Consider the following 26837-nt stretch of genomic DNA (forward strand, 5'->3'; position numbering starts at 1 on the left):
GCTAGAGCGGATTCAGATTTTAGGTCGAACAGACCTAAAATCATCCGGCTCTAGCGGATGGATTTCAGCTTGTCGGGCGAGACGAGCGCACCGTATTCCTGAATGACCTTTGCCGCGATTTTGGCCGCGAAGCGAGCGGCAGCGACTGCATCCTGATGCGGCAGATAGTAAGCCAGAAATGCGCCGTTGAAGCTGTCGCCGGCGCTTGTGGTGTCGACGACCTTGGCGACCTTGACCGCCGGAACGAGGGTTTCATCGGTACCGTCGCCGATGGTCGCGCCCTCGGCGCCGTTCTTGACGACGATCATCTGGGCTCCGTACTGCCGGTAACGGCGGATGGTGGCGGGAATCGAATCGTCGCCGAAATGGATGGCTTCATCGTCGAAGCTCGGCATGACAAGCGTTGCGGCACGTGCGCCTTCCGAAATCATGGTGTGCATGGCATCGAGGCTGGACCACAGGCGAGGGCGCAGGTTCGGATCGAAGGCGACCAGCTTGCCGGCAGCCTTGGCGCGGCGCAGCTCCGCCAGAAGCGTGAAGGCGTCTTCGCGCGGCAGGATCGCCAGCGTGATGCCGGAGAAATAGAGAACGTCGGACGCCTCTATTGCAGCGCGCAGGGCATCGCCATCGGCGGCGAGCTGGCGAGCGGCGGAGCTGTCGCGCCAGTAACTGAAGGAGCGTTCGCCATCCTTCAGATTGATCATGTAGAGGCCGGGAGTCTTGCCGCGCAGGCGGCGGATGCTGTCCGTACCGATGCCGGCACCGCCCATGAAGGCGATCATTTCGTCGGACATGGCGTCGTCGCCGAGCAAGGTGAAATAGTCGACCGACCAATCTGCCGGCAGGCAGGCGCGGGCATACCAGGCGGTGTTGAAGGTGTCGCCGGCAAAGCCCTTGCGCAGGTGCCCGTCGTCGGCCTGTGACAGTTCCACCATGCATTCGCCGATCGATAGAAAACGCCCGCCCAAGACTGCCTCCTGCATTTTGTCTTGGTGCTGCATACGCGCAAGCGGCGGCTGGGGCAAGGTGGACGGCGGCTGCCGCCGTCCACTTTTCCTGGACCTGATTTACGGCCGATCCATATGATAGCAGGCCGCGGTCTGGCCGGGGCGCACCTGCTCGGTCGGCGGCATCTTCGTGCGGCAGATATCCGTCGCCTTCCAGCAGCGGGGCGAGAAGACGCAGCCCGGCGGCGGATTGAGCGGCGAGGGCGGATCGCCCTGCAGGCGGATGCGCTCGCGGCCGCGTGCGAGCTTCGGGTCGGGGATCGGCGCGGCGGAGAATAGCGCCTGTGTATAGGGGTGGGCCGGATGGTCGAAGACCGTCGCGGCTTCACCGGCTTCCACCACCTTGCCGAGATAGAGCACCAGCACGTCGTCCGAGATCAGACGCACGACGGAGAGATCGTGGCTGATGAAGATCAGGGTGAGGCCGAACTCCTTGCGCAGGCGGCGCAGGAGCGTGATGACCTGTCCTTGGATCGAGACGTCGAGGGCCGAAACCGGCTCATCGCAGATGATAAGCTTCGGCCGGGTGATGACGGCGCGGGCAATGCCGATGCGCTGCGCCTGTCCGCCCGAGAATTCGTGCGCGTAGCGGTTGATCATCTCCGGAACGAGGCCGACGGCCGCCATGATCTCGCGAACGCGATCCTGCCGCTCAGCGCGGGTCAGTTTCGGTTCAAAGACGGTCAGCGGCTCGGCGATGATGTCACCCACGGTCATGCGCGGATCGAGCGAGGCGATCGGATCCTGGAAGATGATCTGCATGTCGCGGCGAGCGGCGCGCATTTCCTCTTCGGTGAGATCGAGCAGGTTGCCGCCTTGCCAGAGGATGCGGCCCTTCTGCGCCTTGATCAGCCGCAGGATCGAGCGGCCGAGCGTGGACTTGCCGCAGCCGGATTCGCCGACGATGCCGAGCGTGCGTCCGGTCTTCAGCTCGAAGCTGACATCGTTGACCGCAGTCAGGATCAGCGGCGGCTTGAAGAAGGATTTCGACGGCAGCTCGAATTCGGTCGTCAGATGCTCGACCTTCAGAAGCGTTTGCTCAGCCATGGACGAGGCTCCGTTCCTGATTAGCCGAAAGGGGGTGGAAGCAGGCCGCGCAACGGCGTGGCGCCAGCGGATCGAGCGGCGGCGCCGCGTCGAGACAGTCGTCCTGCACATGGGCGCAGCGCGGCGAGAAGGCGCAGCCGCGCGGCAGGTGCATCAGGTTGGGCGGCCGTCCGGGGATGACGGTGAGATCGTCGACATCCTGATCCGGCCGCGGGATCGCCGAGTGAAGCGCCGCCGTATAGGGATGAGCCGGATTTTCGAAAAGCTCCTCCACCGGCGCTTCCTCGACGATGCGACCGGCATACATGACGGCAACGCGGTCGGCGAGGCCGGCGACGACGCCGAGGTCATGGGTGATCATGATGAGCGCCGTATGCATTTCCGCCGTCAGCTCATTGAAGAGATCGAGGATCTGGGCCTGGATCGTCACGTCGAGTGCCGTCGTCGGCTCATCGGCGATGAGGAGCTTCGGCTTGGTCAGCAACGCCATGGCGATGACGATGCGCTGGCGCATGCCGCCGGAAAGCTCATGCGGATAGAGGTTGAAGCGGCGTGTCGGGTCAGGGATGCCGACGCGCTTCAGCATGTCGAGCGCCGCTGCGGATGCCGCACGCGCCGTCAGTCCGCCATGAACTTCGAGCTGCTCCGTCAGCTGCCGCGAGATGCGCAGCGACGGGTTGAGGGCGGTCATCGGGTCCTGGAAGACCATGGCCATGTCCTTGCCGCGCACATGGTCGAGCTCGCGCGGCTTCAGCGTCAGCAGATCCTTGCCGTCGAGCAGCGCCTGGCCGCTGGTGCGGCCGTTTTTGGCGAGCAGGCCCATCAGGCCGAGGAAAGTCTGGCTCTTGCCGGAGCCAGACTCGCCGACGATGGCGATGCGCTCACCGCGGCCGATCTTGAGGTTCATCTTCGAGACCGCGGCCACTTCGCCTTCAGGCGTGCGGAAGGTGATCGAATAATCTTTGAGTTCGAGAAGTGTTTCTGTCATGTCAGCGATCCTTCGGATCGAATGCATCGCGCAGACCATCGCCGATGAAGAGCAGGCTCATCAGCAGCGCGACCAGGAAACCGGCCGGGAAGAACAACAGCCACGGCGTCGTCTCCATGCCGGCCGACCCTTCGGCAATCAGCGTGCCGAGAGACGTCAGCGGCTCCTGAACGCCGAAGCCGAGATAGGAGAGGAAGCTCTCCGTAGCGATGATTTCCGGGATGGTGAGCGTTGCGTAGATGACGACAGGACCGACGAGGTTCGGCACGATGTGTTTCAGGATGATCTTGAACGACCGCTGACCGGAAGCGCGGGCAGCCTCGATGAATTCCCGCTGTTTGATCGACAGCGTCTGGCCGCGCACGATACGGGCCATGGTGAGCCACTCCAGCGCACCGATCGCCGCAAACAGCAGGTAGACGTTACGGCCGAAGATCACCATCAGCAGGATGACGAAGAGGACGTAGGGCAGGGCGTACATGATATCGACGAAGCGCATCATGATCGCATCGACGCGACCGCCGAAATAACCGGCAACGGCGCCGTAGAGCACGCCGATGACGACCGAGACGAGGGTGGCGACAAGTGCGACCGTCAGCGAGACGCGGGTGCCGTAGAGCGTGCGCGCCAGCAGGTCGCGGCCGTTGCCGTCGGTGCCGAAATAGTGGCCGGCGGCGAAGTCCGGAGCACCTCGGAACGACGTCCAGTCCGGATCCTCATAGTTGAAGGGCAGGAAATACGGGCCGAATATGGCAATCAGAACCAGCACGGCCAGTATGACCAGCGAAAGTGCCGCCGCCTTGTTGCGCAGGAGACGACGCATCGCGTCGCCGGTGAGGGATCGCCCCTTTGGTGCGAGCCCTTCTGCCGAAAGCAATTCCGCTTCCAGCAATTCTCTCTTGGCGGAATTGAGGATCATCGCATTCTCACTTTGGGGTCGAGCCACGCATAGGCGATGTCGACCAGCAGGTTGAGGACCACGATCAGGACCATGTAGAAAACGACCGTGCCGAGAACCATGCCGTAATCGCGGTTGAGCGCTGCGCCGACGAAGTAGCGGCCAACGCCGGGGAGGCCGAAGATGCTTTCGACCACCAGCGAGCCGGTGAGGAGGTAACTTGCCGCGGGTCCGAGATAGGAGACGACGGGCATCATGGCCGGCTTCAGCGCGTGGCGCATGATCGTCAGGCGCGGGCCGATACCCTTGGCCTTGGCGGTGCGAATGAAGTTCTGGCTCATCACCTCGATCATCGAGCCTCGCATCAGGCGAGAGATGCGCGCCGCGTGCGGCAGGGTCAGGACGATGATGGGCAGGATCAGGAACTTGATCGAGCCGTCGCCCCAGCCGCCGACCGGCAGCCAGCCGAGCGTATTGCCGAAGATGAGCTGCAGGATGGGGGCGATGAGGAAGCTCGGCATGACCAGGCCGATGAGGAGGCCGCCGCCCAGCCAGTAATCGGCCGCGCGGTTCTGATAGAGCGCCCCGAGACAGCCTATGAAGACGCCGACGACAGTCGCGAGCACGAAGGCGGAGCCGCCGATGGTCAACGTATAGGGGAAGCCGGACATGATCTGCTGGGTGACGGTGAAGTCCTGATTGGCGAAGGAGGGGCCAAGGTCGCCCTTCATGACGTCGCCGACATAGATCAGGTATTGCTCAACCAGGGGCTTGTCGAGGTTGTAGTGAGCCGCGAGGTTGGCTTTGACTTCCGGCGGCAATGGCCTTTCGCCATCGAAGGGGCCGCCGGGAGCGAGGCGCAGAATGAAAAAGCACACTGTCACGGCAATCCACAAGACGGGGATTGTCGACAGCAAACGACGGAGAGCGTAGCCAAACATGATCTTAGACGGCTCCCTCCCGGTTGTGTCCGGGAGGGAGCCTGTTCCCAATTATTCTTTGATCGACAGCCAACGCGTACGGTGGATGTCCTGGATATTGTCGACGAAGCCCTGGACCTTCGGGGCGACGATGTTCTGGGAAACGTAGTAGTAGATCGGGATCGCGGCGCTGTCGTCGAGGGCCAGCTGTTCGGCCTTCTTGTAGATCTCGGCGCGCTTCTTCAGATCGATCTCTTCATTGCCCTGCTTGATCAGAGCATCGTAGTCCTTGTTGCTCCAACGGCCGTAGTTCATCTCGACGCCGGTAGACAGCAGGTTCAGGAAGTTGATCGGGTCGTTGTAGTCGGCGAGCCAGCCGGCACGGCCGATCTGCACCTCGCCGCGCTGCATTTCATCGTAATGCACCTTGGTTTCGGTGTTGTAGAGCTCGATATCGACGCCGAGCGGCTTCCACATGGCGGCGATCGCAACGGCGATGCGTTTGTGGTTGTCGTTGGTGTTGTAGCGCAGCTGAGCCTTCAAGGGATGATCGGGGCCGAAGCCGGCTTCCTTCAGAAGCTTCTTTGCTTCTTCGACCTTCTGCTTGTAGGGCTCATCCTTCCAGCTGACATAGGCCGGCTCGCCATAATTGGCGGTGCCCGGCGGGACCCAGGAATACATCGGCAGTTCACCGGTGCCGAGGATCTTCGGGCCGATGACTTCGCGGTTGACGGCCATGGAGAGAGCCTGACGCACGCGCTTGTCGTTGAAGGGCGGCTTGGTGGCGTTCATGACGTAATAGTAGGTGCCAAGGAACGGCACCACATGCGCCTGACCAGGAAGATTCTTCTGGATCCAGTCATACTGATCGGCCGGGAACGAGGTCAGAATATCGAATTCGCCGGCACGATAGCGCTTCAGGGCAGCGGCCTGATCTTCCAGCGTGTAATAGTTGACGTTGTCGATCTTGATATCCTTGGCGCCGTAATACTGGTCACTCTTGACCATGCTGACATGCGAACCGGGCACCCATTCGGTGGGCTTGTAAGGGCCGTTGGTGACGATGTTGCCGATCTTGACCCACTGGTCGCCCTTGGCTTCAACGACATGCTTCGGCAGCGGATAGGCCGTGTAGTGCATCAGAGCGTTGAGGAAGTAAGGTGTCGGGTTTTCAAGCGTGATTTCGAGAGTCTTGTCATCGATCGCCTTGACGCCGAGCTGGGTCAGATCCTTGATCTCGCCCTTGTTGATCTTTTCCGCGTTCCGGATCGTGTACTGCAGATAGGCGTATTGCGCGGCGGTCTTCGGGTCCATCAGGCGCTGGAAAGCAAAGACGAAGTCCTGAGCCGTCACCGGTTGGCCATCGGACCACTTGATGCCGTCGCGAAGCTTGAAGGTATAGACCTTCTGGTCGGGCGAAATGGTCCAGCTTGCAGCCTGGCCGGGAATTGGGTTGTCCTTGGGATCTTCGGTCACCAGCCCTTCGAAGATATCGCCGTCGATACGGTTTTCCCAATCGCCGGAAATTTTTTGCGGATCGAGCGAAGTCGGGTCGCCGCCGTTGTGGATATTGAGGGTCGCGGCATGCGCGGAAACGCTCAATATCGTGCTGACGAAAGCCGCAGCGATAAATTTTCTGGTGATATGCGCCATATGTTTTCCCACCTTTCTGGAGTTCTTGTCCTTGTTTTACAAGGGTGTTTTTGATCCGCAGGTGACCTGTACGTGCAGGTCAATGCGCGAAGTTATCGAAAGCGACGTCGCTTTCAAGTTAAAAAAAGTCGGGCATGCTTAGCGTGTGAACTTTCATATTCACAAAACTCTAAAATTGATACTGCGAATTTATCGCCCGGAGGTTGGGTTTGGCAGCCTGGCCGATTGCGACTTGCCGCCTGCGCCCGAGTGTGCAAACTGGCAGGCCTTGTGCGATATCGAGGCAGTTTGATGAAATCGACGAATAAAGCGGCGGGAGCCGACTGGTGGCGCGGGGCAGTGATCTATCAGGTCTATCCGCGGTCGTTTCAGGACACGGATGCCAACGGGCTCGGCGACATCAAGGGGATCACCCGGCGTCTGCCTCATATTGCCGCACTCGGGGTCGACGCAATCTGGCTGGCGCCGTTCTTCACCTCGCCGATGGCCGATATGGGCTATGACGTCGCCGATTACTGCGATGTCGATCCGATCTTCGGCACGCTTGCCGATTTCGATGAGATGATGGCGGCAGCACATGAACTCGGCCTCAAGGTCATCATCGACCAGGTCATCTCGCACACTTCCGACCGGCATCCCTGGTTTGTCGAAAGCCGTACAAGCCGCGACAATCCCAAGGCGGATTGGTATGTCTGGGCGGACCCGAAGCCGGATGGCACGGCGCCGAACAACTGGCTGTCGATCTTCGGCGGCCCCGGCTGGGAATGGGACGGCGTGCGCAGACAATATTACCAGCACAATTTCCTCACCTCGCAGCCGGACCTGAACTTCCACAATCCGGAGGTTCAGGATGCGGTGCTGGCGGCCGTCAAATTCTGGCTTGATCGCGGCGTGGACGGTTTTCGCCTGGATACGGTCAACTACTATTTCTGCGACAAGAAGCTCCGCGACAATCCGCCGGCGCTCGTCGCGACCGGCGGGCTCGATGCGCCCGAAACCAACCCTTACGGGATGCAGAACCATCTCTACGACAAGACGCAGCCGGAGAATATCGGCTTCCTGAAGCGGTTGCGGGTATTGCTCGACCAATATGATGATCGTGCGACCGTCGGCGAAGTGGGGGATGGTGCGCGCTCGCTACAGACAGTGGCCGCTTATACCAGCGGCGGCGACAAGCTGCACATGTGCTACACGTTCGATCTTTTGGGTCCCGATTTCACGCCGGCGCATTTCCGCCGTTGTGTCAGCGATTTCCAGGACAATGTTGTCGACGGCTGGGTCTGCTGGGCCTTTTCCAACCACGACGTTCAGCGCCATGTCAGCCGCTTTGCCGAGACGGAGGAGGAGCAGCCGCGCGTGGCGAAGCTCGCGATTTCGCTGTTATCAACCCTGCGTGGCTCGATCTGTCTCTACCAGGGCGAAGAACTCGGTCTGCCCGAGGCGGAGCTTGCCTTCGAGGATCTGCGCGATCCCTACGGCATTCGCTTCTGGCCGGCCTTCAAGGGGCGTGACGGATGCCGCACGCCGATGCCCTGGGAAGCGAGCCGCGCCCATGCCGGCTTTACAACTGCCGACAAGTCCTGGCTGCCGGTTCCCTACCAGCATGCGGCGCTCGCCGTCGACAAGCAAGAGGCGGATGCGGATTCCGTGCTGCATCACTACCAGCGGACGCTGGCTTTCCGTGCGGAACATGCCGCTTTGCGCGATGGCGACATGACCTTCCTCGATACAAAAGAGGACGTTCTCGCCTTCACCCGCTCCAAGGGTGACGAGACGCTGCTCTTTGTCTTCAATCTCTCCCGCAAGCCTGTGAAGGTTGCCTTGCCGGAGGACATCAAGCTTGGCAAGACGATCGCCATGCCGGGGTTTGACACGGCAGATGCCGGAGCAGCGCTAACGCTTGCTGCTCTGGATGTTTATTGCGGCAAGCTCGCCTGATCACCCGATCAGCATGAACTTGTCGACATCGACAAGGCCCCGATCCGATATCTTCAGATGCGGGATCACGGGCAGGGGCAGGAAGGCGAGCTGCAGGAAGGGCTCTTCCAGCGTCGCGCCAAGGGCATAGGCCGCCTGGCGCAGATGGTGCAGCGTATCGCGCACGCTTTCATAAGGCTCGAGGCTCATCAGGCCGGCGACGGGCAGGGCGATCTCGCCGGTCACGACGCCGTCCTCGACGACGACAAAGCCGCCGTTGATGTCGCTCAAGCGATTGGCGGCGAGCGCCATGTCATCCTCGTTGACGCCGACGACGCAGATATTGTGGCTGTCATGGCCGACGGTCGAGGCGATCGCGCCTTTCTTCAAGCCAAAACCTTGGACGAAGCCGTTGGCGTGGTTGCCGTTCTTGCCGTGCCGCTCGATGACGGCGACCTTGATGATATCGTTGCCGAGGTCGATATCGGTCTGGTTGCCCTTGGTCGGCAGGCGATAGCGGCGATGTTGGGTGATGATCTTGCCAGGCGTCACACCGATGACGGAGCTTTCGCCCTCGCTGACTGGCACGCCGAAGTCCGCGGCATTGATCGGGCGGGCCTTGACGCTGTCGAGGCCGACCGGCTCGACCGAACCGCGGGTCGCGAAGAGTTCGGCGGAAACGCGGCGGCCTGCGGAGAAGACGATCTCGGCCTTGCAGTTTTCCAGGCTGTCGATGACGACGAGATCGGCGCGCCAGCCCGGTGCTACGAGACCGCGATCACGCAGACCGAAGGCGCGGGCTGCCGAGATCGAGGCGGCGCGATAGATCGCCAGGGGCTCGACGCCATGGGCGATCGCCGTGCGGATCATGTAATCGAGGTGGCCCTGTTCGGCGATATCGAGTGGATTGCGGTCGTCTGTGCAGAGCGCGAGGTGGGGCGACAGCCGTTCCGTGATGATCGGCATCAGCGCGTGCAGATCCTTGGAAACGGAACCTTCACGCACCAGCACATGCATGCCTTTGCGGATCTTCTCCAGTGCCTCTTCGGCGGTTGTCGATTCATGCTCCGTGCGAATGCCGGCTGCGAGATAGCCGTTGAGGTCATTACCGCGCAAAAGCGGCGCGTGGCCATCGATATGGCCGCCCTGGAAGGCTTCGAGTTTCGCCATGCAGACGGGATCCTTATGGATCACCCCGGGGAAATTCATGAATTCGGCAAGGCCGATCACCTGCGGATGATTGCGGAACGGCAGGAGCGTCTCGATCGGCAGATCGGCACCCGAGGTCTCCAGATGCGTTGCCGGCACGCAGGAGGAAAGCTGGACGCGGATATCCATGATGGTTTCCAGCGAACAGTCGAGGAAGTAGCGTATGCCTTCGGTGCCGAGCACGTTGGCGATTTCATGCGGATCGCAGATGGCGGTGGTCACGCCGTAGGGCAGCACGCAGCGATCGAATTCGAGCGGGGTTACCAGCGAGGATTCGATGTGCAGATGTGTGTCGATGAAGCCCGGCACGACGATGCGGCCGGCAATATCGATCTCTTCGCGCCCCTGATAATCGCCGCAGATGCCGACGATGCGATCGCCGCAGATGGCGATGTCCGAAGCCACCAGCTCGCCCGTCACCAGATCGAAGAAGCGGCCATTTTTGAGAACGATATCCGCAGTCTCCCGGCCGACGCCCTGGTCGATATAGCGTTCGAGTTTGGTGGTCATGGTGTTTTCCTGCATCTGCTGTGATTCCGTATAGCCTCTTACCCTAGCCCTCTCCTTGTTCTACGGGGAGAGGGGATCAATCCGAATTTGTTGATAGAACGGTGTTTCTCGCGATCTGGGGAGAACTAAGACTCCCTCTCCCCGTAGAACGGGGAGAGGGCTGGGGTGAGGGGCTATTTCGAACACTTCGCCGGAAGAAACTTGAAATCGCGAGCTACAACAATTTCGGTCAACCAGCCTTCAGCGGTCATGAATTCATCGCGAATTGTGTCGTGCATGCTGTCGGCATGTTGTTTGCCATCGATCTCGATGACCAAGGATCGCTCTCGGCAGGCAAAGTCAGCGAAATAAGGACCGATTGGAAACTGCCGAACAGATTTGAAGCTGTTCAGTCGCCGATTGCGAAGTTCCGACCAAAGTTTGCCTCGGCATCGTTGTCCGATTGCCGGAGCATCCTCGCGCGCTGTGTCATTTTAGGTTCCGGACCGCGCATCTCATTGTCCCCGTGAACGGCCCCTCACCCTAACCCTCTCCCCGCAGGCGGGGAGAGGGGATGCCCTCGAATTCGCCGATACCACTTTGTCACGTTGACGTGAGGTGGTGCGACATTCGCTTCAAATATTATTCTTCAAGATCTCGCGGAGCTTGCCGAACAGCTCGTCGATGTGATGCTTCTCGATGATGAGCGGCGGCGACAGCGCGATGATGTCGCCGGTGGTGCGGATCAGGAGGCCCTTCTCGTAGGCTTTCAGGAAGGCGGTGAAGGCGCGCTTGGTGGGCTCGCCGGCGATCGGGTCGAGCTCGATGGCGCCAATCAGGCCGGTGTTTCTGATGTCGATGACGTTTGGGCAGTCCTTCAGGGAGTGCAGAGCGTCGGCCCAGTAGTCGGAAAGTTCGGCTGCGCGCGTGAGCAGGCCTTCTTCCTTGTAGGTGTCGAGTGTTGCAAGCGCTGCGGCCGAGGCGATCGGGTTGCCGGAATAGGTGTAGCCGTGGAAGAACTCGATCATGTGCTCGGGTCCCTGCATGAAGGCGTCATGGATCTCCGAGGTGACGAAGACCGCGCCCATCGGGATGACGCCGTTGGTCAGGCCCTTGGCGGTGGTGATGATATCCGGCTTCACGTCGTAATATTGCGCGGCAAAGGGGGTACCAAGACGACCGAAGCCGGTGATGACCTCGTCGAAAATCAAGAGGATGCCGTGCTTGGTGCAGATGTCGCGCAGCTTCTGCAGATAGCCCTTCGGTGGGATCAATACGCCGGTAGAGCCGGCAATCGGCTCGATGATGACGGCTGCGATCGTCGAGGCGTCGTGCAGAGTGACGATACGCTCCAGTTCACTGGCGATATCGCCGCCGTGCTCCGGCTCGCCGCGTGTGAAGGCATTCTTGCCGGGAACATGCGTGTGCGGCATGTGGTCGACGCCGGTCAGCAGCGTGCCGAACATCTTGCGATTGGTGACGATGCCGCCGACAGAAATGCCGCCGAAATTGACGCCGTGATAGCCGCGTTCGCGGCCGATGAGGCGAAAACGTGAGCCATTGCCCTTCACGCGATGATAGGCAAGCGCGACCTTGAGCGCGGTTTCGACCGATTCCGAACCCGAATTGGTGTAAAGAACATGGTCCATACCCTCAGGCGCAATATCGACCAGTCGGTTCGCCAACTCGAAGGCCTTGGGATGGCCAAGCTGGAAAGCCGGGGCATAGTCGAGTTCGCCGGCCTGCTGGCTGATCGCCTCGGTGATCTTGGGGCGGCAGTGTCCCGCGTTCACGCACCACAGACCCGCCGTTCCGTCCAGTACCTGCCGACCGTCATGGGTGGTGTAGTACATATCCTTGGCGCTGACGAAGAGGCGCGGTTCCTTCTTGAATTGGCGGTTGGCCGTAAACGGCATCCAGAAGGCGCGCAAATCGTTGGGGGTGGCATTCAAACGGTCCGACATGCTGTTCTCCAATGGCCATTCGGGGGCCTGTTACCCGACCGCGGCGCGGCGCCGCGCGATTATATTTACTGCTTGGTCAAATTATCAGCCGGCCTTTTTGCGTCAAGGCAAAGATGGGTCGGGGAAGAAGGCTGGGGCGCGGCAGAATTGGATCGCAGCATGCCGGCGGCGTCAGGCGAGGATAGTTCGCAGACGGGATGTGAGCTCGTTCAGACATGAAAAAACTGGCAAATCCGAAGATTTGCCAGTTAAAGCAGCAAAACACCTGGTAATGAAAGCAAGTCGATCTTTCAGGGTCTAAAGTGTCCCCCGTAGATCTTCTGTCGACAGGCCTTGAGCTATTGAAAGCTCTTAAGCAGCCGATCTACTTTTTTCCGGCTCGCAATAAATGTCTTCCAGCGTTTCAAGAACACGGATTACGGATTCTGATGTGCTGGAGTAGTAAATCGTTTGAGCGTCACGACGCGTCTTCACCAGCTTCTGAGCGCGAAGCTTCGAAAGATGCTGAGAAAGTGCTGATTGGCTCAGTCCGACCTGATTGGCAAGAACGCCAACAGGAACTTCACCCTTAACGAGACTGCAAAGGATCAAAAGACGCTTCGGGTTCGCCATTGCTGATAATAATGCTGCCGCAACATTAGAGTGTTCGGCCAAATCTCTTGTCTTCATCTTTTAATCTTCCCAATGCGGAGCGTACATCAGAAACTGTGCTATTTCCAACCCGGTCCTAACCGATATCTAACAATACCAAGAGGGGTCGAAGATTGTATATACCTAAATTTAAGGTATCGAGTATGCTGTTTTAGGTATGTACGTATGATGCCTCGGCGATAATGCTGAGGTCTCCAACGTCCCATCCAGGGGCTGAATTAGACCAAAATAGGTCGATTCTTATCGTTTCGAAGCCGCAAATATGCCAATTTTGGTCACAAGGGATTTGCAACCTGTGAATATTGGCCGTTTCTACGTCAGGCTGTCGACCTACTAATTCTCGCACTATTGTATGATTTTATTGCCGCCGGATTTTGTTTTCGGTTTAAAGCATCATCAGGTCTTTTGAGGTCAAGATGTAAGCCCTTCCGAAGCCGCCGTTCAGGCTGGCATCAAGTGGAACGAGGCGGAAGAAGCAGAAATCCGGAAAGTCGATATAGAGCTTGGATTTCGGGTGGCGATCGAGAAAAAGCGTTCGGATGCGATCGTGAGCTTGGCTTTGCCGGTCGATGCGCTCTGCGCTGCAGCGTAAGGTCAAGCGGGGATGGGCGAGAGGATCGCCCTTGCCGGGCTCGCCAAAGAGCGCCGAAGCGCGGCTGTCCTTTATCAAAGCCTTGGTATGTGAGGAGAGGCCGGAGACCAGGATGACCGGAGCGCCATCAGCATCCATGGCGGTCAGGACGCGGCTGACGGAGGGAAAGCCGGTTTCGGGGTCGATGACGGCCAAGGCCGCATGCGCGGCTTCGCGCATGAGGTCGCGGGCCTGAATGCGCGCATCCTCATCCGTTTCCCTGATCACCGATGGTTTATCGTTCATTAACGGCTCCATGAAATGAGGAGCAGTCGCGAACGACTACTCCTTTCGCCGATGGCTGGTCAGGCCCGATACCACGTCTTGCGCAGAGATCGTTCCGATAATGGTGCCATTGTCAACAACGCCGATATTGCCTGGCTGGCGGGTCAGGGCGTCAAGAATATCGACAAGCGGCGTTGCGGCGGTTGCCGTCGCGGTGACGGAACCGGCATTGGCCGAATGGCCGACACCCTGCTGCATGACATCCCGTGCCGTCAGCATGCTGATCGGGTTCATGTGCTGTACGAAGTCGGCCACATACTGATCAGCCGGATTCTTGACGATCTCCTGCGGTGTTCCGCACTGGATGATGTGGCCGCTTTCCATGATGGCGATGCGGTTGCCGATACGGAATGCTTCGTCCAGATCGTGGCTGACGAAGAGGATCGTCCGCTTCAGGCGGCGCTGGAACTCCAGAAGCTCGTCCTGTAGGCGTGTGCGGATCAGCGGGTCGAGGGCGGAGAACGGCTCGTCCATGAGCAGGATCGGCGCTCCGGTCGCAAAGGCGCGGGCGAGACCGACGCGCTGCTGCATGCCGCCCGAAAGTTCGTTGACCTTGCGATTGGCCCATTGCGTGAGATTGACGAGCTGCAGTTGTTCGTCGACGCGCTTCTTGCGCTCTGCATCCGGCACGCCGGCAAGCTCAAGCCCGAAGCCGACATTGTCGGCGACCGTTCGCCAGGGCAGAAGCGCGAATTGCTGGAACACCATGGAGACGGTATGCATGCGCAAATCACGCAGCGCCTTGGGGCTGCAGGAGTAGGGGCTGACGGCGCCGTTCTTGGTGTTGACGGAGACCTCGCCGCGCACTACCGGCGCCAGGCCGTTGACGGCGCGCAGCAGCGTCGATTTGCCGGAGCCGGACAGGCCCATGAGCACCAAGATTTCGCCTTCCTCGATTTGCAGCGAGGCATTGGCGACACCGAGCACCATGCCGGTAGATTTACCGATGTCGTCGCGCGACTTGCCTTCGTCGACGAGTTTCAGCGCGGCATCAGGACGATCGCCGAAGATGATGCTGACATTTTTGAAATCAACGGCGACGGTCATGAGCGGTCTCCTTCGCCGGGCGCGCGGAACATACGGTCGAGAATGATCGCCAGGATGACGATGCAGGCGCCGGAATCGAAGCTCTTGGCGACGTTGACGCTATTCAGCGCGCGCAGAACCGGCACGCCGAGACCCGGGGCACCGACGAGGGCGGCGATCGAGACCATCGAGAGCGACAGCATGATGGTCTGCGTTAGGCCGGCCATGATCTGCGGCGTGGCAAAGGGAAGCTCGACCTTGCGTAGAACCTGGCGTGGCGTCGCGCCGAAGGATTCGGCCGCTTCCACCAGCGAAGGGGGAGTGGAAATGATGCCGAGGCGCGTCATGCGGATCGGTGCAGGAAGAGCAAAGACGACGGTGGCGACCAGGCCCGGGACCATGCCGAGACCGAGCAGGATCATTGCTGGTACCAGATACACGAAGGTCGGGATGGTTTGCATCAGATCGAGGATCGGCCGCATGATGGCGTAAAGCCACGGACGGCGCGCTGCCGCGATGCCGAGGGGTACGCCCACGAGCATGCACACGAAGGTGGAGGCCAGCACCAGCGCCAGCGTCTCGGTCGTCTCTTTCCAGTAGCCCTGGTTGATAGTGATCAGCAGGCCGATCAGGGTGAGGACCGTGATCGTGACGCTCCGGCGCATCCAATAGGCGATTGCCGTGAAGACAACGACGACGATCAGCGGATGCGGTACCTGCAAGAGGAACAGCAATCCGTTGATTCCATGCGCGACAACGAAGGAAAGGCCGTCGAAGAACCATGTGACATTGCTCGTCAGCCAGTCGACGACGGCTTTGGCCCATGGCCCGATGGGGATGCGGTAATCGGTTAACCAGTTCACGTCTTTGCCCACGATTGGGGGCGGCGTTTCCGATTGTAACGTATGAAGCCGGAGGTGCCGCCGAAGAATACGGTCTGTCACGCCAAGCGGACCATTGTCCGGGTTATGGCGGGACGCGAAAGCAAGCAGTCCGTTCAAGGAAGAGAAAGGGGCGGTTTGGCCGCCCCTCCATCCATCCTCGTGTTACAGGCCGAGCTTGGCCTTGACCGCCGCCAGGCCGTCACCGCCATCCTTGGTGGTGACGCCCGCGAGCCACGGCGTGATTGCGGTCGGGTTGGCCTTCAGCCATTCCGTCGCTGCGACTTCCGGATCCTTGCCGTCATTCAGGATCTTGCCCATGATTTCGTTTTCCATCGGCAGCGAGAAGACGAGATTTTTTACGAAGGTGCCGACATTCGGGCATTCCTGCAAGTAGCCGGCCCGGACGTTGGTATAGACGGTTGCACCACCGAAATTCGGTCCGAACACGTCGTCACCGCCGGTGAGATAGGTCATCTTGTAGGTGGTGTTCATCGGGTGCGGGGCCCAGCCGAGGAAGATGATCGGCTTGCCTTCCTTATCGGCGCGGGAGACCTGCGCCAGCATGCCCTGTTCGGAGGATTCGACCACTTCGAAGCCCTTGAGGCCGAAGGTGTTCTTGTCGACCATGTCGATCACCAGCCGGTTGCCGTCATTGCCCGGCTCAATGCCGTAGATCTTGCCGTCAAGGTCATCCTTGTGGGCGGCGATGTCCTTGAAGTCCTTGATGCCGAGATCCGCGCCCTTTTGATTGGTCGCCAGCGTGTACTTGGCGCCTTCCAGATTGGCGCGTACGGTCTCGACCGATTTGTCCGCGGCGAACGGCTTGATGTTTTCGGCCATGGAGGGCATCCAGTTGCCGAGAAAGACGTCGATGTCCTTGTTCTTCAGCGACTGATAGGTCACGGGCACGGCGAGCACCTTGACGTCGGTGTCGTAGCCGAGCGCCTTCAGGAGGATGGAGGCGGTGGCCGTGGTGGAGGTGATGTCGGTCCAGCCCACATCGGCAAAATGTACGGTGCTACAGCTTGCCGGCTCGGCTGCGGAGGCCGCGGTGGCGCCCAATGTCAGTGCGGAAAGAGTTGAAGCGAAAGCGAATGCAGTAAGGGTCATTTTTATCATTGCGTGACTCCCAGTCTAACGTTCCCAAGCAACCATCAATAACTGACATTTTCAAGCGACCACAGTGTATTTGCGGCGGTTTGAGGGGGCTGAATGCGACGCCCGTCTTTTTCTGTCCGCCGCTGACCAAGGCTTTTGCGCCCTTGGCGAAGCACGCCTGAATCTTGTGGTTTTCGCCGCGACCGTCTTTTCTTATCGTCCCACAGCACCCATGAAGCATTCAAGGAGAATGTCATGGCCAAGCTTTACTTCCATTATTCAACGATGAATGCCGGCAAATCGACGATGCTGCTGCAGGCTGCCTATAATTATCAGGAGCGCGGCATGCGCACCGCAGCCTTCATTGCAGCCCTCGACGATCGCGCCGGGCGTGGCACGATCGCCTCGCGCATCGGCCTGACGATGGATGCCTTGCCCTTCGAAACCAGCGACGATCTCTATGCGATGGTCGATGAAATGCATGCAAGCGAGCCGCTTGCCTGCGTCTTCGTCGACGAGGCGCAATTTCTGACACGCGAGCAGGTCTGGCAGCTTGCCCATATCGTCGACCGCCTCGGTCTTCCCGTCATGACTTACGGGCTGCGCACGGATTTCCACGGACGCTTGTTTCCGGGGTCGCAGGAGCTGCTGACCATCGCCGACGAGTTGCGCGAGGTGCGCACCATCTGCCATTGCGGACGCAAGGCGACGATGGTGGTGCGGCTCGATGCCGTCGGCAAGGTCGTTCATGAAGGAGCGCAAATAGAGATCGGCGGCAGCGACAAATATGTCTCGCTCTGCCGCCGCCATTGGGAAGAGGCAATCACCTGCGAGTGAAGCGGCGCCCGCGGGCTTTCTGTAGCATTGCAGACTCTCCTCGGCATATGATCGTTGGTCGAGATTGAGCTGTTCGGGAGTGATGATGAAACTGCTGTGTTTGCTGTCGACCGTCATCGTGCTTGCCTCGACCCCTTGCGCGCTTGCAGACGGCGATGCTGTCGCGGGCGCCGTCGTTTTCAAGAAATGCGGGGCATGTCACACGGCGACCGGGCCTGACAATCGCGTCGGCCCCTCGCTGATGGGGGTCGTCGGACGAGCCGTCGCAAGCAAGCCGGATTATGCCTACTCGCCGGCGATGAGGGCATTCGGAGCTGATGGTAAGGTCTGGGATGAAGCGCTGCTGCGGAAATATCTGCCGGCGCCGCAATTCCTCGTCAAAGGCACCCGGATGACGTTCCCGGGTCTGAAAAGCGACAAGGACCTCGACAACCTGATTGCCTATCTGAAGAATCCTGCTGCTGCTCAGTAGCTTTCGAGCATTTCCTTCGCCTCGGGAAGCGGCTAGTCTCGCGCCAAAGGTAGGGGAGGGAATGCTTTCATGGTCAGGCCTCATTCCTTCGATGGCATGCTCGATAAGGCGCGAACGACGCTCGATGACGCCTTGAACGACACGAATTCGGCCGTGGCGACGCTCGCCGGCCACGCCAGGGAGAGCGAACGCGTCGAAGTCGTCAATTTTCCTGTCGAAGAAGCGACCGTTCGCGAAGCGGTCGAACTGCTCGACCGTTGGAAGTCAGCCGCCCTATTGCTGGTCAAGGGACTGGACCATGCGACCGACGAGGCGGATCTGCAGCATCGCCGATTGTTCAACGAGAAAGTCGGTCTTGAAAATGCAAGCCTGCTCAGCCGGACGCTGGCGCGGGGACCGATGAAGCCGGAGGCTATCATCGCTGATCTCGATACGATCCTGGACGTATCGGCCGAGCTCGATCTTCTTTTCAAGCAGGCAAGACCTGTAATCTCCCGGTGCTTTCGTGAATGCGAACTTCAACTCGAAGGCGTGATCGAGCGGCGGCGGAAACTCGATTTCGATATAGAAGAGATACAGCGCCGGGCGGATTCCCTGGCGGAAAAGCTCATGTATCAGCGGCGCAACCGCCCATCCTCGCGCCATGCCGATCTGCAGTCCGAACTCGAAGGGGACTATCGTGCTCTGTTGACGGAGCAGGATGACATTCGGCGGCAAGAACAGGAGCTTCAATCCCGCCGGACGGTGCGACAGCGCCTGATTGACATTTATGAAGGGCTGGCGGCTGCTCTGAATGGGCAGATCGCCGCCATCGGCGCCATGGCAGCTAAGCTGACCATCGATATCGAGCAACGGATCGCCTTGCTCAAGGCATTGGCGGCAGAAGTGGCTCAGGCATCAACCACGGCTTCGCGAAAGGAAGCGGTTGAGAGCCTGATCCAGGCGTTCGAGGCGAATGTGCTGGCGGGGCATGACCTTGCCGTGCGCAAGGCTCATGTCGATGCCGTCTTCAAAAGACGGCTGGAGCCGCATCCACTACCCGTATCCACAGACCAGGGCGGAGCGGCGGAAGAGATACAACCTGAGGGTTGATTGTCGTCCGGCACTGAAAATTCCATGCGGACGGTTGTTGTTTTTCCCAAGAACACATATTTGCTGGAACGTGAATGGCGATAAGGACTTAATGATCCGGCGATCGCGGCGATTTTCGCGACGTCCATTGCGCAGGTTTGGTGTGGTGCGTCCTTTGCGTGTCGGCGGGATGTGCAGTACGGTTTAGGAGGCGTGTCCATGCTTGACTCGATCACGGCGTTCTTCAAGCGGATCTGGGCCGCCATCGTACGATGGCTGGGATTGGTTTTCGTCGGGCTTAGCTGGCCATTTCTCGCAGCGCATGGCTGGTATCGGCAGCGCAACTGGCTGATCAAGCTGCCGGTCGCCGCCTTCGTGGCGCTGATGGCGTTGCTTTATGTCTATTTCGTTTGGCAAACACAGGTCTGGACCGGGTTCAATCCCGCCTATCCGGACGTCTACAAATTCTCCGAGCGCAAATATTCGGCCGGGCAGGAACTGCCTGCAACGGACGGCCAGCAGGCCGCGGCAACGGCGCCCAAGACCTGCCAAACCTCGGCCGTCGTCGACGTTGCCACCGATCTGATCGATTTCGACGTCAACCAGAATGCCTGGATTTCCTCGATGCTGCTCTACAAGCTCGGCTTCTTCGGCATTTCATGGGATGATACGCCGTTCCTGGACAATAAGGCTTCCTTCCAGCGGGGCATCAATTCTGTCGTTCGCCGCACTTCGGCGGAGTTGGTCGATACGCTCGGCCGTGTACGCGGAACCTCCGGCATCAACAGCGATCTGCAGAAGGCGCGCGGCAACTTGCAGTTCGACGAGTCCAGCTGGTATTTCGGCTTGCATCCCTTCGGACCGAAGACGCCGAGCCCAAGCTATTATCGCGCCGCGATGACCAATCTGCGCAGCTTCAATAGCGACCTCGGCAACTGCAAGGCAATTTTCGACGGGCGCGCCGACAATCTCCTGCAGTTCGTCGACCACATTGCCAACGATCTCGGCAGCACGACGGATATATTGGCCAAGAGGGCAGGCGATCACAGCTACGGTTGGCTGGACATGCGGGCTGACGATCGCTTCTGGTTCGCCTATGGTCAGCTTTATGCGAGCTACGGCATTCTAACCGCAGCCCGTTCGGATTTCCAGCAGGTGATCGCCGAGCGCAATGTTGGCACGCTTTGGGCTGACGTCACGACGCAATTGCAGACCGCCTTGCGCATTCAGCCCTTCATCATTTCCAACGGGCCGGAAGACAGCTCCTTCATGCCGAGCCATCTTGCGACCATGGGCTTCCATATTTTGCGGGTACGCTCGAGCCTCGTCGAAATCCGCACGGTTCTGGGCGGTCGCTAAACAAGAAGTGAACTGGCGCCCGTTCCGGTGCGGCAGGCACGTATGGACGTTAAGCCCTCTCGGCGGTCTCAGTCTGGAGATCGCTTGAATGAGGGCTTACCTAGAGCGGTTCAGCTTTTCACGGAATCTCCGAACCGCTCTATCTCTTTGTTTTCACGCAATTCCAGACGGAAAACTGCTGCGCACTTTTCCTGGAATTGCTCTAGCTGATCAGCTTCAGGCGGATGGCTTTTGCGACGAGCTGTGTGCGGTTGACGCAATCGAGCTTCTTGATCGCATTCATCATATAGGCGTTGACCGTGTGGTCGGAGAGGGTGAGGATCTGGCCGATCTCCACTGAGGTCTTCCCCTGAGCGGTCCAGCGAACCACTTCCAGCTCACGTGCCGAAAGCGAGTGCGGTGCGGCACTATCGTTGCGCTTGAGGCAATTATAAGCATCGAGCGCCTGCAGCATGATCAGGGTGAGTTCGTTGATCTCACTCTGGCCGAGGCTGTTGCGATTGCCCATGAACCAGAAGACGAGGCGTTGACCATCCGGCGCGTTGACCGGAATGATGACGCTCATCGGACAATTGTAATTGATCAGGAGTGCGCGAAGTTCGCGCGGCAGATCGGCGTCGGGTTCGGCATCCTTTTCCAGCAGATGCCAGGAACGCGGCATCACCGAATCGCGCGTGCGCAACAGCATTGGGCAACGGCGAACGAGCTGATGACGATCAAATTCACGGACGAACTGAGCCGGCACTGTCCCCTCGATGAGCAACGGCGTCATCATCGTGTCGTCGGGAACCGGGGCGTTCATAAGAGCCATATGGCTGAAGCCAAAAGCTGACCCGGTGCGTTCCAGGGCCAGTGCAAAGGCCGCTTGTGTCCGAGCAGCAGCCAGCTCGGCAGAAAGCAGCAATTGTCTCTCGGCAGTAATGATATAGGACATATGAGTGAAGCGCCCACAGCGTGTTATCGTTATCAAATACCGGATTTATGAGTGAATGCTAGACGCAAAAATACCACAGAACCAGAAATAATTTCATTTTCATATATTTTAATATTCAGACATGTAGAATTACAGAAATCTTCGCCCAAAATGGTCATTAAGCGTAAAAATAGCGTTTCCGTTGGCCTAATTTCGACGGAGCCGTACATTTTGCGTCGACCTGGGCGGCCAGGGAGCAACCCGGTGAACGCATTTGCCAAGTCAAAATGAGGTCAGAATGTGCGTTTTGGACAGGGCGGTCCGGAGCCTGCAGAGAGACGCAACTTGATCCAAAACTGTCTCACGCCTCGCTTTAGGATTAACCGTTTATCACAACATCAGTGCGGTTCCATCTTTTGTTCCTGAGGTTCGACGGTCCCCATTTTCTTGTCGCCAGCTCTTGGAAGCGTGCGAACAGTCAGGAGTTTCATCAAATGATGCGTTGCCGTGTCGGCGCGCCTTGCGAAGGCCCAAAGCGGTTGCTATCGGTCTTGCAAAAGTAATCGCTTGCAGGCGTATAGCTCATGAATTTTCGCTTCTTCCCGCAGCTTGCGGCGCGCTGCTGTCAAACGCTGTTGTGTTTCGTCACTAGCGTTTTGCTTTTGCTTGCTTCGCCTGTGTTTGCCGAAGCGGCTGGTGTCGCCGGTGGCACCCCAATGCAGTTTTTGCTCGTTCACGGCGAGATGGGCCAGTGCCGGGCCGATAACACTTGCCCCGACTGGATCTCCGCCGAAGGGCAGATCATGGCGGATACGCCGCGGAAGCTGCAGAAAGTCCTGAAGCAGGTGGGCAACCGGAAACTGCCTATCGTCGTCAGTTCGCCGGGTGGCGATGTCAAGGCGGCCATGGAGATGGCTCGTATCATTCGCAAGCAGAAGCTTTCGATCGCAGTCGGCCGCACCCGCTCGCGGGCATGTCCCTATGCCGAGGCGATCTGCTTAGCAGCTTTTGCAAAGGACGGGTCGATCACGGGACAGCCATTTTCCGACGGCGCAATCTGCTTTTCGGCCTGCCCGCTGTTTTTTGCAGGCGGCGTTCAGCGCGTTTCCAGCCCCTTCGCGCTGCTGGGCGTTCATCAGATCACCACCACCTACAGCGAAGTGCGCGTCCAGTACCGCACCGAATATGAGATGGTGGACGGCAGGCGCAAGGTCATCTCCAAGAAGGAGATCGGCCGCAAATTCGTCGGCAAGTATGACACGACGAAGCTCGACAAGGCACAGAGGACGAGGTTGGTGAGCTTCCTCGACAAGATGGGCGTGGACCGGGGACTTGTCGATCTGATGCTTGGAACCGACCCGAACGGCATTCATCTGATTTCGCAGATGGACGCGTTGAGACTGAAGCTGACGACGGAGCTTGCCGATGCCGATGCGCTGGTCTCGGCGCGCAACTGCAAGGAAAATCAATCGATTTCCGATTGTGTTGCGCCGGCTCCGTCGACGACCGGTGCGCCGATGACCAGCGCATCGGCAATGGCCGGCAAGTAGCCGCTGACCCGGCCTAAGCTATCCTTTGGCTTTGGCCCTCGCCATGATCTTCTCCAGGAAGCCCAGCAACAGTGCCGAGACGACAAAGGCGAGGTGGATGATGGTGAACCACATCAGTTTTGCGTTGTCATATTGAGTGGCGTTGAGGAAGATCTGCAGCAGGTGGATCGAGGAAATGGCGACAATCGAGGAGGCGACCTTGATCTTGAGGCTGCCTGAATCGAGCTTGCCGATGAAGGAAACCTCGCCTCCATTTTCGGCCTCGTCGAAACGGCTGACGAAATTCTCATAGCCGGAAATCATCACCATGACGATGAGGCTCGCCACCAGGGCTGCGTCGATGAGGCCGAGAATGGCGAGGATCATGTCCGCTTCGTCATAGGCGAAGACATTGATCGCCACCTTGTAGAACTTGTAGGCGAACGAAACGGCATAGACGGCGAGCGAAGCGGCGAGGCCGAGATAGAAGATCACCAGGAGCCAGCGACTGGAGAGGATGATGCGCTCGACCAGCAATTCCAGGGACTTCATGTCGTTTCCTTCTTTCTCGGTTTGGATTGGACGCCGAAAATAGGCATGCCGGCGTCGTGAGACAAGGCGGTGCGTTTCGACTAACAGAGCGCTTCGTAACTATTCACACCCGATACATATTGGTTTATCCCGACAGGGAAATGACCGTATGTTCGGGGGCGAGACTTATGGCGACGACAGTGGCATCCGATATCGAGATCGCGCGCGCGGCGAAGAAGCTGCCGATTATGGAAATCGGCGCAAAGCTCGGTATTCCGGCGGAAGATCTCGCACCCTACGGCTACGACAAGGCAAAGATCGGTGCCGCATTCATTGCGGCGCAGGCCGACAAGAAGGATGGCAAGCTGATCCTTGTCACGGCGATCAACCCGACGCCGGCGGGCGAAGGCAAGACCACGACGACGGTCGGCCTTGGCGACGGCCTGAACCGTATCGGCAAGAAGACAGTGGTCTGCGTACGCGAGGCGTCGCTTGGCCCATGCTTCGGTGTGAAGGGCGGGGCGGCCGGTGGCGGCTACGCGCAGGTCATCCCGATGGAAGATATCAACCTTCACTTCACCGGCGATTTTCATGCGATCACGTCGGCCCATAATCTGCTCGCCGCGCTGATCGACAATCACATCTACTGGGGCAACGAGCAGAATATCGATATCAGGCGCATCACCTGGCGCCGCGCAATGGACATGAACGACCGTGCACTGCGCGATATCGTCTCCTCGCTCGGCGGCGTCGCGAACGGTTTTCCGCGTGAGGGTGGCTTCGACATCACCGTCGCCTCCGAGGTGATGGCAATCCTTTGTCTGGCATCCGACCTCAAGGATCTGGAAAAGCGGCTCGGCAACATCATCATCGGCTATCGCCGCGACCGCACGCCGGTTTACGCCCGTGATCTGAAGGCTGACGGCGCCATGGCCGTGCTCCTGAAGGACGCCATGCAGCCGAACCTCGTGCAGACGCTGGAGAACAATCCGGCGCTGGTACATGGCGGTCCCTTCGCCAATATTGCCCATGGCTGCAATTCGGTGATCGCGACGCGCACGGCGCTGAAGCTTGCAGACTACGTGGTCACGGAAGCCGGCTTCGGCGCCGATCTGGGTGCCGAGAAGTTCTTCGATATCAAATGCCGCAAGGCAGGGCTGTCGCCGGATGCGGCCGTCATCGTCGCGACCGTGCGGGCCTTGAAGATGAATGGCGGCGTGAAGAAGGACGATCTCGGCAAGGAGAATGTGGAGGCTCTGGTCAAGGGTTGCGCCAATCTCGGCCGGCATATCGCCAATGTCCGCAAGTTCGGTGTGCCCGTCGTCGTCGCCATCAATCATTTCGTCTCCGATACCGAAGCCGAAATCGAGGCGCTGAAGAATTATGTCGCACGGCTCGGAGCCGAGGCGATCCTCTGCCGGCACTGGGCCGAAGGTTCGGCCGGCATAACCGAGCTCGCGCACAAGGTGGTCGAGCTTGCCGAATCCGGCCAGGCAAAGTTCCAGCCGCTTTATCCGGACAATCTGCCGCTCCTGGAAAAGATCGAGATCGTCGCCTCGAAGATCTATCACGCCGGCGAGGTCACAGCCGACAAGGCCGTGCGAGATCAGCTCAGGTCCTGGGAGGATCAGGGTTACGGGCATCTGCCGGTCTGCATGGCGAAGACGCAATATTCCTTCTCGACGGATCCGAATGTCCGGGGAGCACCCGAAGGCCATATCGTACCCGTTCGCGAGGTACGGCTTTCCGCCGGGGCCGGCTTTGTCGTCGTCATTACCGGCGAGATCATGACCATGCCCGGTCTACCGAAATCGCCGGCGGCCGAGAGGATTTTCCTCAATGATCAGGGCTACATCGAAGGACTGTTTTAAGTTCAGAATCCGATTCAACTTGTCGGTCTGGAAGTGCCGGCTTGGCAGCTTCGCCCGCATCTATTGTCATCCAATTTTGGTAGGATATCTAACGCATTGACCTTGGCGAAATCCGAAACAAATCGGCTGGGTCCAAGCATGGTTAAGACGGAGACGGATCGTGACTGCTGACCGCCGTGCAAGTTTGGATGAGATACGGGACTTCCATGCGAAGCTGATGGCAGCTGCCAGCAATTCTTCCGATGAAAGGCTTGAGCAGGCCTTCCGCCTCGTCAGGCGTGAGGCATTCATGGGGCCGGGGCCTTGGCAGATCAGGGCCGGTCGCCACTACCTGGAAACCCCAAACGCCGATCCCACGTTCCTCTACCAGAACGTTCTGGTCGCCCTGGACAAGTCCAAGGGTATCAACAATGGCGAGCCCTTTCTCCATGCCGCTTTCCTGGGCGCCGTGGCTCCACAGCCGGGCGAAACCGTTGTCCATATCGGTACCGGGACGGGATATTACACCGCCATTCTGTCGACGCTGGTGGCACCGGGCGGCCAGGTCCACGCCGTCGAGATTGATGAGACATTGGCCAGCCGCACCCGCGATAATCTTGCCTCGTTCGAGAACGCCTCCGTCATCTGTGCCGATGCGACTGAGCTGGAGCTTCCTAAGGCCGATCTGATCTATGTGAATGCCGGCGTCGTGGCGCCGCCGATATCGTGGCTGCAGGCGCTGCGCCTTCGCGGCCGCGTCATCGTGCCCTGGCAGGCGAATGACAAGGTCGGTCTTGCTGTCCTGATCACGCGTGTAGAACGGGGGTTTACCGCCCGCGCCCTGATGCCCGCCTATTTCATTCCCTGCATCGGAGCTTCCGATCCTATGCAAACCACGAAAACGCCAAATGGAGGCGAGGCTCGCTCCATCCAGTCGGTTTGGCTCACCCAGGATCGAGCGCCGGATGAAACGGCCGTGGCGATCTATAGAGATATATGGTTCTCGAATGCAGGTCTCGGGGTGTGACGAGGTTTAAAGATCAACGTGCCATCGATTCCGCGACGCGCTTTTAGTGACAGTAACGAAAGCCGCTATTCCTCTCGATGACGTCGAGATGGAAATGCGTTTCGTGCGCCGCATCGCTCTCCGGGTCCAGAACGGTCGTGAAATAGAGACAGGCCGAGGCGCTGGTTGCGCGCTGGAATGCGCCTGTCAGCGTCGGATCTTCGCGCCGCGGTTCGATTGCAATGGTCTTACCGTTTTCGAAGGTAAAGCTCGCGACATCGATGGCGTTGCCGCGGGCATGCTCGGAAATCTTGCCGGTGGAAGCATTGTTGCGCAGCCGGCAGACATAGGTCGACGCCTGGTTGATGGTGACGATCTTGCCATTGTCCAATGCCGCGGCTGATGGGATGACACTTCCCTTCACCCATTGAGCCAGGGCGAGAGCGGCTTCGCAGCGCATTTGCCCTTCGGGCTTGAATTCTATGCCCGGCAATGGGGAGCTAAGCGCGATCGGCTTGTCGATGCCGCAGCCATTGCCATCGTCGATGCGGGCGATCTCCTTGAAGGTTGCTCCGATGGCGGTCAGCGCCTTCAGGCAGGCC

The 26837-nt window shown here is 59.3% G+C and carries 24 protein-coding genes and 1 pseudogene; 8 read left to right on the forward strand and 17 right to left on the reverse strand.

What is annotated here, in order from left to right; translation table 11 throughout:
- Positions 1-50: 50 nt before the first annotated feature.
- The 6 genes from AC13RM_RS23160 to AC13RM_RS23185 all read right to left on the reverse strand — a co-directional run bounded on the left by AC13RM_RS23160 (position 51) and on the right by AC13RM_RS23185 (position 6513).
- Positions 51-968 carry a sugar kinase gene (locus tag AC13RM_RS23160; RefSeq protein ID WP_488555595.1) on the reverse strand — a complete coding sequence of 306 codons (918 nt, stop codon included), beginning with the start codon at positions 966-968 and terminating at the stop codon, positions 51-53.
- Positions 969-1067: 99 nt separating this feature from the next.
- Positions 1068-2054 (reverse strand): ABC transporter ATP-binding protein, encoded by a 987-nt coding sequence (locus tag AC13RM_RS23165; protein ID WP_167077892.1) that lies wholly within the window; start codon positions 2052-2054, stop codon positions 1068-1070.
- Positions 2047-3042: an ABC transporter ATP-binding protein gene (locus tag AC13RM_RS23170; protein ID WP_113230110.1), complete on the reverse strand. Its 996-nt coding sequence runs from the start codon at positions 3040-3042 to the stop codon at positions 2047-2049. Before AC13RM_RS23170 ends, AC13RM_RS23165 begins: the two co-directional genes overlap by 8 nt.
- A 1-nt stretch (position 3043) precedes the next feature.
- Entirely contained in the window at positions 3044-3961 is a 918-nt protein-coding gene (locus AC13RM_RS23175) for an ABC transporter permease (RefSeq protein WP_113230111.1), read from the reverse strand.
- Positions 3958-4881 (reverse strand): ABC transporter permease subunit, encoded by a 924-nt coding sequence (locus tag AC13RM_RS23180; protein WP_132717199.1) that lies wholly within the window; start codon positions 4879-4881, stop codon positions 3958-3960. Before AC13RM_RS23180 ends, AC13RM_RS23175 begins: the two co-directional genes overlap by 4 nt.
- Positions 4882-4932: 51 nt before the next feature.
- Positions 4933-6513 (reverse strand): peptide ABC transporter substrate-binding protein, encoded by a 1581-nt coding sequence (locus tag AC13RM_RS23185; protein WP_113230113.1) that lies wholly within the window; start codon positions 6511-6513, stop codon positions 4933-4935.
- Positions 6514-6804: 291 nt separating this feature from the next.
- Between AC13RM_RS23185 and bglA the strand changes: the two genes are divergently transcribed.
- A complete protein-coding gene (gene bglA / locus AC13RM_RS23190) occupies positions 6805-8451 on the forward strand; it encodes a beta-galactosidase BglA (protein ID WP_440480038.1) in 1647 nt (548 codons plus the stop codon).
- Here bglA and ade read toward each other — a convergent pair whose 3' ends face one another.
- The 8 genes and pseudogenes from ade to AC13RM_RS23230 all read right to left on the reverse strand — a co-directional run bounded on the left by ade (position 8452) and on the right by AC13RM_RS23230 (position 16688).
- Positions 8452-10149 (reverse strand): adenine deaminase, encoded by a 1698-nt coding sequence (gene ade, locus AC13RM_RS23195; RefSeq protein ID WP_440480039.1) that lies wholly within the window; start codon positions 10147-10149, stop codon positions 8452-8454.
- Between the two features lie 233 nt (positions 10150-10382).
- Positions 10383-10642: pseudogene (locus tag AC13RM_RS23200) on the reverse strand (endonuclease domain-containing protein); the annotation flags it as partial.
- A 121-nt stretch (positions 10643-10763) separates the two neighbouring features.
- Positions 10764-12092: an omega-aminotransferase AptA gene (gene aptA / locus AC13RM_RS23205; protein ID WP_374815334.1), complete on the reverse strand. Its 1329-nt coding sequence runs from the start codon at positions 12090-12092 to the stop codon at positions 10764-10766.
- Between the two features lie 351 nt (positions 12093-12443).
- A complete protein-coding gene (locus AC13RM_RS23210; RefSeq protein WP_015340680.1) occupies positions 12444-12761 on the reverse strand; it encodes an ArsR/SmtB family transcription factor in 318 nt (105 codons plus the stop codon).
- 367 nt (positions 12762-13128) lie between these two features.
- Positions 13129-13620, reverse strand: a complete 492-nt coding sequence (locus AC13RM_RS23215) for a HugZ family pyridoxamine 5'-phosphate oxidase (RefSeq protein WP_113230117.1) — start codon at positions 13618-13620, stop codon at positions 13129-13131.
- A 36-nt stretch (positions 13621-13656) separates the two neighbouring features.
- On the reverse strand, positions 13657-14706 hold the full coding sequence (gene choV, locus AC13RM_RS23220; protein ID WP_113230118.1) for a choline ABC transporter ATP-binding protein: 1050 nt from the start codon (positions 14704-14706) through the stop codon (positions 13657-13659).
- Positions 14703-15548 carry a choline ABC transporter permease subunit gene (choW, locus tag AC13RM_RS23225; RefSeq protein WP_374815333.1) on the reverse strand — a complete coding sequence of 282 codons (846 nt, stop codon included), beginning with the start codon at positions 15546-15548 and terminating at the stop codon, positions 14703-14705. The genes choV and choW overlap by 4 nt, the downstream gene beginning before the upstream one ends.
- A 183-nt stretch (positions 15549-15731) precedes the next feature.
- Positions 15732-16688, reverse strand: coding sequence for a choline ABC transporter substrate-binding protein (locus AC13RM_RS23230; RefSeq protein ID WP_113332195.1), 957 nt, complete (start codon positions 16686-16688; stop codon positions 15732-15734).
- A gap of 234 nt (positions 16689-16922) precedes the next feature.
- Between AC13RM_RS23230 and AC13RM_RS23235 the strand changes: the two genes are divergently transcribed.
- The 4 genes from AC13RM_RS23235 to AC13RM_RS23250 all read left to right on the forward strand — a co-directional run bounded on the left by AC13RM_RS23235 (position 16923) and on the right by AC13RM_RS23250 (position 20406).
- Positions 16923-17504, forward strand: a complete 582-nt coding sequence (locus AC13RM_RS23235; protein ID WP_374815330.1) for a thymidine kinase — start codon at positions 16923-16925, stop codon at positions 17502-17504.
- Positions 17505-17589: 85 nt separating this feature from the next.
- The gene (locus tag AC13RM_RS23240; RefSeq protein ID WP_374815328.1) at positions 17590-17976 is read left to right on the forward strand and encodes a c-type cytochrome; all 387 of its coding nucleotides are present in this window, start codon (positions 17590-17592) and stop codon (positions 17974-17976) included.
- 69 nt (positions 17977-18045) lie between these two features.
- The gene (locus tag AC13RM_RS23245) at positions 18046-19068 is read left to right on the forward strand and encodes a hypothetical protein (protein WP_374815326.1); all 1023 of its coding nucleotides are present in this window, start codon (positions 18046-18048) and stop codon (positions 19066-19068) included.
- 198 nt (positions 19069-19266) lie between these two features.
- The gene (locus tag AC13RM_RS23250) at positions 19267-20406 is read left to right on the forward strand and encodes a DUF2333 family protein (protein ID WP_488555596.1); all 1140 of its coding nucleotides are present in this window, start codon (positions 19267-19269) and stop codon (positions 20404-20406) included.
- 202 nt (positions 20407-20608) lie between these two features.
- On the opposite strand, the gene AC13RM_RS23255 is transcribed toward AC13RM_RS23250, so the two are convergent.
- The gene (locus tag AC13RM_RS23255; protein WP_113230123.1) at positions 20609-21340 is read right to left on the reverse strand and encodes a helix-turn-helix transcriptional regulator; all 732 of its coding nucleotides are present in this window, start codon (positions 21338-21340) and stop codon (positions 20609-20611) included.
- Positions 21341-22035: 695 nt separating this feature from the next.
- Here AC13RM_RS23255 and AC13RM_RS23260 point away from each other — a divergent pair.
- On the forward strand, positions 22036-22869 hold the full coding sequence (locus AC13RM_RS23260; RefSeq protein WP_374815322.1) for a COG3904 family protein: 834 nt from the start codon (positions 22036-22038) through the stop codon (positions 22867-22869).
- 18 nt (positions 22870-22887) lie between these two features.
- On the opposite strand, the gene AC13RM_RS23265 is transcribed toward AC13RM_RS23260, so the two are convergent.
- Complete coding sequence (locus AC13RM_RS23265; protein WP_374815320.1) at positions 22888-23400, reverse strand: TIGR00645 family protein; 513 nt, start codon at positions 23398-23400, stop codon at positions 22888-22890.
- Positions 23401-23567: 167 nt separating this feature from the next.
- Between AC13RM_RS23265 and AC13RM_RS23270 the strand changes: the two genes are divergently transcribed.
- Positions 23568-25250 (forward strand): formate--tetrahydrofolate ligase, encoded by a 1683-nt coding sequence (locus AC13RM_RS23270; protein WP_374815319.1) that lies wholly within the window; start codon positions 23568-23570, stop codon positions 25248-25250.
- A gap of 160 nt (positions 25251-25410) precedes the next feature.
- Positions 25411-26256 (forward strand): protein-L-isoaspartate O-methyltransferase family protein, encoded by an 846-nt coding sequence (locus tag AC13RM_RS23275; RefSeq protein ID WP_488555597.1) that lies wholly within the window; start codon positions 25411-25413, stop codon positions 26254-26256.
- Between the two features lie 43 nt (positions 26257-26299).
- Here AC13RM_RS23275 and AC13RM_RS23280 read toward each other — a convergent pair.
- A partial coding sequence (locus AC13RM_RS23280; RefSeq protein WP_488555598.1) for an extensin-like domain-containing protein occupies positions 26300-26837 on the reverse strand: 538 nt, incomplete at its 5' end.

The organism is Martinezella sp. CNPSo 3732 (assembly GCF_057784515.1).